The organism is Photorhabdus africana (assembly GCF_035181445.1).
Lineage (GTDB): Bacteria > Pseudomonadota > Gammaproteobacteria > Enterobacterales > Enterobacteriaceae > Photorhabdus > Photorhabdus laumondii.
The window spans coordinates 22,618-28,617 of sequence record NZ_JAXBVE010000053.1 but is presented as its reverse complement, the minus strand read 5'-3'; the positions used below and the strand labels follow the sequence as shown (position 1 = coordinate 28,617).

Genomic DNA, 6,000 nt, shown 5'->3' with positions numbered 1-6,000 from the left:
AAATAAGCAAATAAGCAAATAAGCAAATAAGCAAATAAGCAAATAAGCAAATAAGCAAATAAGCAAATAAGCAAATAAGCAAATAAGCAAATAAGCAAATAAGCAAATAAGCAAATAAGTATAAACCAAAAACCATATAAATTAAACTTAAATAATATAGAAACCTCAAGTTAATTTAAAATTTACCTTCTATACCCTATGGATTTCAAGATGCATCGCGGCGGTAAGGGAGTGAATCCCCGGGAGCATAGCAAACTATGTGACCGGGGTGAGCGAGTGCAGCCAACGCAGGCAATGAAACACTAATTTGCTTAATGCGACGAATCTTGTTATCACCAACAATACTGTTCGGATAATCCGTTTTCAATTTCAAATCGGACAATTTGACCGAAGCTGACTAAATAGCATTAGCTAATGACAAACCATTTTCTTTAGTTCCCGCCGTTCCCTCACCCTTATCCAGTGTTTGATTGTCTCTTGTGATTCATACTCCTGATTTACGACCATATCAGGATGAAGATGATGGGCAATCTCTGTCCAATCAGCAGAGCCATCTTTATATTGTAGATAAAAATCATCCAAACCAGAACTATCGCTGAGATTGTACTTAATCAAATAATTGTCACCACCCTGTGGATACAACAAAATGCCACATGATGATAAGTCTGACGACTAAAATTAGTTATCTGTAGGGTGACTTTATTTTCTAATAAAGAGATTTAGAGAGTGATAATTATGTAAAAAACATTATAACCAGAGTCGTTATTTACTATAGTTTATCTTTAATAATTTAATTAATAACAAAGTTTTATTTATTACTATTCTTACTCCTCCATTCAACTCTATAAAAAAACAAATATCAACAACATATTAACCCTAATTATCCAACAAGATAATAAAAATTTAAGCTTTATAAAGATGCAACAGATAAAAAAACACGCTCTTACCAAGGAATATCCTTCGTAAGAGCCAAAGATTAAGGACGAACACCCAAAGTATGACAAATTGCATAACTCAGTTCTGCGCGGTTTAAGGTATAAAAATGAAAATCCTTCACACCTTCGCGACTTAAAATCTTCACCATATCCATTGCGATAGAAGCACCAACTAAATTTGCGCTTTCAGGATCATCATCCAGTCCATCAAACATTCTGGTCATCCAACTTGGAATACGCACATTAGTCATTACAGCAAAACGTTTAAGCTGACGGAAATTGGATACCGGCAAAATTCCCGGTACGATTTCTACATCAATCCCAGCAGTCACACAGCGGTCACGAAAACGTAGGTAACTTTCCACATCAAAGAAGAATTGAGTAATAGCACGGTTCGCACCCGCATCAATTTTTCGTTTCAGACTAATCAGGTCAGCCTGAGAACTTTTTGCCTCAGGATGCACTTCAGGGTAAGCCGCAACGGAAATATCAAAATCAGCCTCTTTCTTAAGTAATTCAACCAGATCAACTCCATACATTTTAGGTTTTTCACCGTTTTCCGGTAAATCACCCCGTAAAGCCACAATATGACGAATTCCATTTTTCCAATAATCACGGGCAATTTCACACAATTCATCACGGCTGGCATCAATACAAGTAAGGTGCGGAGCCGCTTCAAGGCCGGTTTTTTCTTTTATTCCCTTGATTATGCTATGGGTACGATCACGCTCTCCAGAGTTAGCACCATAAGTAACAGAAACAAATTTAGGCTTGAGGGTGCTCAGGCGGTTAATGGATTTCCACAGGGTTTTTTCCATCTCGGCTGTGCGCGGTGGAAAGAATTCAAATGAAACACGGATCTGTCCTTCCAGTTCAGCCAGATTCTGATTCAGCGCCTCTCGCTGATTTGCGTGAAAAAAACTCATATCCTGCACCTCGTTAACAAGCGGAATAATTTCCCATCTTAATAATTTGCCAGTTACTTTTATTTACACATCTAAACACCTATACGTTTAGACGTCTAAATAAGATGAAGGATCGGCATTTTTTAGTCAACAACAAATTTGAGTTAAATCGGTGAGGAATATTCACCCTGAATCGGAAAAAAATTCATCAAGGGATCTTTGGCTTTGTTTATATCGGCTTAGTGGATCGATAGCTAAGGCAGCAATGAGGAAAGATGCCCTGCTCAGGACATCCCCCCTCTCGTTACCTCAAATCTCAAGCGAAGGAAATCACATTTGATTCAATCAGTGGAGGTTCGAAAGCTTAAAGCAATTGTGACAAACGGTTAAGATCAGACTGAATCGCTCCGGCTGTCACGTCACGGCCTGCCCCCGGCCCACGGATCACTAACGGATTATCACGATACCAACGGCTCTCAATCGCAAACACGTTGTCGCACGGTAGCAAAGACGCCAATGGGTGATCAGGACGTACCGCCTCAACACCCACCTTTGCCTTACCATTCGCATTAAAACGGGCAACATAACGCAGCACCATGCCCATTTCCTGCGCCGCGGCTAATCGCTGCACCATCTGTTCATTGATAGCACCGCTATTATCAAAGAATTGTTCAATAGAGCCTGATTCTGCTTCTTTCGGCACCAGTGACTCAACACGCACCTGCTCTGGCTCAATCTCATACCCGGCTTCACGGGCAAGGATAATCAATTTACGCATCACATCCTGACCAGACAAATCAATACGCGGATCAGGTTCTGTCAATCCCTGTTGCCACGCCTGTTCAACTAAATCACTAAACGGTACTGAACCATCAAATTGCAGAAACAGCCAAGATAATGTACCAGAGAAAATGCCACTAATGGACAAAATGGTATCACCACTCTCCCGTAAGTCCCTCACGGTATGATTAATAGGTAAGCCAGCGCCAACTGTTGCATTGTAAAACCAATGGCGGCCTGTTTTGGCAAATGCATCACGAATAAAACGATAATCGCTGCTACTGGAAGCACCCGCAATTTTATTGGCACTGATAACATGGAAACCATAGCTGGCGAAATCGCTGTAACATCGAGCTAATTCTTCACTCGCCGTCACATCCAGGATCACCAAATCATCATAAGGATGCGCTCGCATCCACAGAAATAATTCATCAACATCATATTCTGTCGCTTCGTTATCAAAAAAAGCTAATGCTCGACTAGCATCAATCCCTTGATAGTCGAGTAAACTCCGGCGACTATCCGCCACACCGACCAAAACAAATTCAAAATCACTGCGAGCCGAAATGTTTTTCTGCTCACGAGCGAATAACTCCAACCAACGAGAGCCGATATTTCCTTTACCAAACAAAATCAGACCAATCCGCTTTTCAGCACGGAACAAACTCTGATGCAACCCCTGAATCACATGTTCAGTCTGATTAGTCCGCAACACAGCAACAAGGCTGATGCCATCCTCCGCATGCCAGATAAATTCTACCGGTTGATCTTTAAGTTGCTGATAAAAACGGTGGCAATGTAATGGGTTCTTGCATACACCAGCTCCAACCAGTGCCACTAGCGCCAAGCCTTCTCTAAGGGAAAGTTTCCCCGGAAGCGTAGCATCTTCCAGCACACCCAATGCACTATTCACTACTTCGGAAGTGTAACAGAGCTGAATCAAATTACAGTCTAGATGGATGCCTGTCGCCAATGGGCGAATTTGTTCTCGCTTTAACAACAAATCAATATCTTTGTATATCTGTTTAAAATCATGATGAGCGGCCACATGCAACTCAATCAGGCAAACATCATCATGACTAGTAACAATTTTTGCGCCAGTCCCAGAAGCCAAAACCCTTTCAATACGCGTTGATCCTTGCTCCGGCTGGTAGCTGCAACGTAATAGCAAATCAATATCACTGAAGGAAACAGGCTGTAAGGTACGAGCATGCAACACGGGTGCGGCAAGACGAGCAAGCTCGCTGGCTTCATCCAAGCGTAATAGTGGCAACAAACAGGCATCTTTGACTTTTCTCGGATCAGCACTGTAAACACCAGCAACATCACTCCAGATGGTTACCCGCCTCGCCCCTGCCAAAGCCCCAACCTGAGTTGCGGAGTAGTCACTGCCATTTCGCCCCAATAAAACCGTTTCTCCATCATGATTACTGGAGATAAAACCGGTCACCACCAGTCGTTTATTTAGATTTTGTGTTAGCAACTGATTTAGCAATGGTTGGGAAAGGGTAACATCAATTTGCGGCTGAGCCGCCCGTTCCGCACGTAAAAACTGGCGAGCATCCACCCAAGCGCTAGGAATACCCTGAACTTCAAGCACAGCCGACATCAAACGCGCGGACCAGATCTCTCCGTGCCCCACCACTTCTGCATAAGTCACATCACTAACTGGTTTATCCAGTAATGCACTTAGCTTTTCAAGATCGGCAATAAAACGCTTCACCAACTCTTCAGCAACAGTTTCAGGTAGTAAACCTCTGATCAGATCCTGCTGATAACGGCGCAGAACCTGCTGTACCTGATGGGCAGAAATACGGTCGCTCTGGCTAAGTTTAAGCCAATTAATTAACTGGTTAGTCGTGCTGCCTGCCGCGGATACCACCATTAAATCACCGGGTTGGCTGTAATTAGCCATAATCTTGGCTACCCGTTGATAACATTTCACATCCGCGAGACTACTTCCACCAAACTTATGTAATTGGCGGTTATTTTCCGCCGTTGCAACTACCAGTGCACTCATGGTCACTCCTTTACTACTGCCTGAAATGCATTTTCCAAATCAGCGATTAAATCCTGACTATCTTCAATACCCACAGAAACACGCAATAGTGAATCCGTAATCCCCGCTTCCGCCCTTGCCTGTGCTGACATTCCAGCATGAGTCATGGTAGCCGTATGAGAAATTAAGGTTTCCACACCACCCAGTGATTCCGCCAAAGTAAATAACTTTAACTCAGACAGAAAACGGCGTATCGCCTGTTCACCACCATCGAACTCAAAGCTTATCATTGCGCCAAAACCAAATTGTTGCTTACAAGCAATTTCATGCCCAGGATGATCTTTCAAAGCAGGATAAAAAAGTTTTTTCACTAACGGTTGCTGTTGAAGATAATTGACGAGCTCCAATGCATTCTTTTGCTGTAACAGGACCCGTGGCGATAAAGTGCGCATACCACGCAACAGCAGGTAGCTATCAAACGCCGCACCGGTTACACCAATATTATTCGCCCACCAAGCGAGCTCCGCTGCGACCTCTTCATCTTTTGCAATAATAGCTCCGGCAATGACATCAGAATGTCCATTAAGATATTTAGTACAGGAATGCACAACCAGATCTGCCCCCAACGCCAGAGGCTTCTGTAATACAGGGCTCAGGAAAGTGTTATCAACAATGACTGTCGCACCTACCTCATGGGAAAGCTGGCATATATGAGCAATATCAACAATACGCAATAAAGGATTACTGGGCGTTTCAATCAATACCAACTTTGGTTTTTTGAACAAGACTTGCTTTAATGCCTGTTCATCACTCTGATCGACAAAAGCCACTTCATAAGCACCGCGTTTAGTCTGGCTGTCAAATAAACGGTAACTGCCACCATAACAGTCATGAGGCGCAACCAACAGATCGCCAGGTTGAAGGAAAACCGTGCATAACAGGTGAATGGCTGACATTCCACTGCTGGTCATGATAGCACCCGCTCCCCCCTCCAGCTCAGCTAATGCCTGTTGCACCATATCGCGGCCCGGATTACTCCTGCGGGAATAATCATGTGTCCTTGGCTGATTAAAATCAGTAAAGTTATATGTGCTGGAAAGATATATAGGCGGAACAACACAACCATACTGTTCATCGTTATTCAGCCCATTGCGAACTGCTATTGTTGCCGGCTTGCGTGTCATATCAGCTACCACTATCTGTCATAAATTAAGTCAGGGAAGAATATCCGCTACCAAAGTAGACGTCAACACATCTAGACATCTAAACCTCTTTACGGTTAGATTAGACAATGGGATAATTATTCATCATAACTAATGCTGCTTTATTTATTAGTAGCCATTAGTTTATCGCATATACTATAACTGTATAATTGATAAGG

General features: G+C 42.9%; 4 protein-coding genes and 1 pseudogene. All 5 read right to left on the bottom strand.

Annotated elements, in window-relative coordinates:
- Positions 1 to 283: 283 nt before the first annotated feature.
- A pseudogene (locus SLS51_RS24745) lies at positions 284 to 463 on the bottom strand (hypothetical protein); the annotation flags it as partial.
- On the bottom strand, positions 412 to 615 hold the full coding sequence (locus SLS51_RS20430; protein ID WP_323840418.1) for a hypothetical protein: 204 nt from the start codon (positions 613 to 615) through the stop codon (positions 412 to 414). The pseudogene SLS51_RS24745 and the gene SLS51_RS20430, both read right to left, overlap by 52 nt.
- 361 nt (positions 616 to 976) lie before the next feature.
- On the bottom strand, positions 977 to 1,861 hold the full coding sequence (gene metF / locus SLS51_RS20425; RefSeq protein WP_113025317.1) for a methylenetetrahydrofolate reductase: 885 nt from the start codon (positions 1,859 to 1,861) through the stop codon (positions 977 to 979).
- A gap of 343 nt (positions 1,862 to 2,204) precedes the next feature.
- Positions 2,205 to 4,640 carry a bifunctional aspartate kinase/homoserine dehydrogenase II gene (locus tag SLS51_RS20420; protein ID WP_323840417.1) on the bottom strand — a complete coding sequence of 812 codons (2,436 nt, stop codon included), beginning with the start codon at positions 4,638 to 4,640 and terminating at the stop codon, positions 2,205 to 2,207.
- Positions 4,641 to 4,642: 2 nt separating this feature from the next.
- The gene (gene metB, locus SLS51_RS20415) at positions 4,643 to 5,803 is read right to left on the bottom strand and encodes a cystathionine gamma-synthase (RefSeq protein WP_323840416.1); all 1,161 of its coding nucleotides are present in this window, start codon (positions 5,801 to 5,803) and stop codon (positions 4,643 to 4,645) included.
- Between the last annotated feature and the right edge of the window lie 197 nt (positions 5,804 to 6,000).